This window comes from Burkholderia sp. KCJ3K979 (genome assembly GCF_016759955.1).
Classification (GTDB): Bacteria; Pseudomonadota; Gammaproteobacteria; order Burkholderiales; family Burkholderiaceae; genus Burkholderia; species Burkholderia orbicola.
In genome coordinates this window covers 1-255 of record NZ_JACFYV010000514.1, presented here as the reverse complement: position 1 = coordinate 255, position 255 = coordinate 1, and the positions used below count along the sequence as shown (strand labels likewise).

Sequence of the window (255 nt, the reverse complement as noted above, 5' to 3'; positions counted from 1 at the left end):
CGGGAGGCAGCAGTGGGGAATTTTGGACAATGGGCGAAAGCCTGATCCAGCAATGCCGCGTGTGTGAAGAAGGCCTTCGGGTTGTAAAGCACTTTTGTCCGGAAAGAAATCCTTGGCTCTAATACAGTCGGGGGATGACGGTACCGGAAGAATAAGCACCGGCTAACTACGTGCCAGCAGCCGCGGTAATACGTAGGGTGCGAGCGTTAATCGGAATTACTGGGCGTAAAGCGTGCGCAGGCGGTTTGCTAAGAC

General features: G+C 54.5%; 1 rRNA gene. It reads left to right on the top strand.

Annotation, left to right across the window (positions count from 1 at the left end):
- A 16S ribosomal RNA gene (locus tag H3O04_RS35885) occupies positions 1 to 255 on the top strand; the annotation flags it as partial.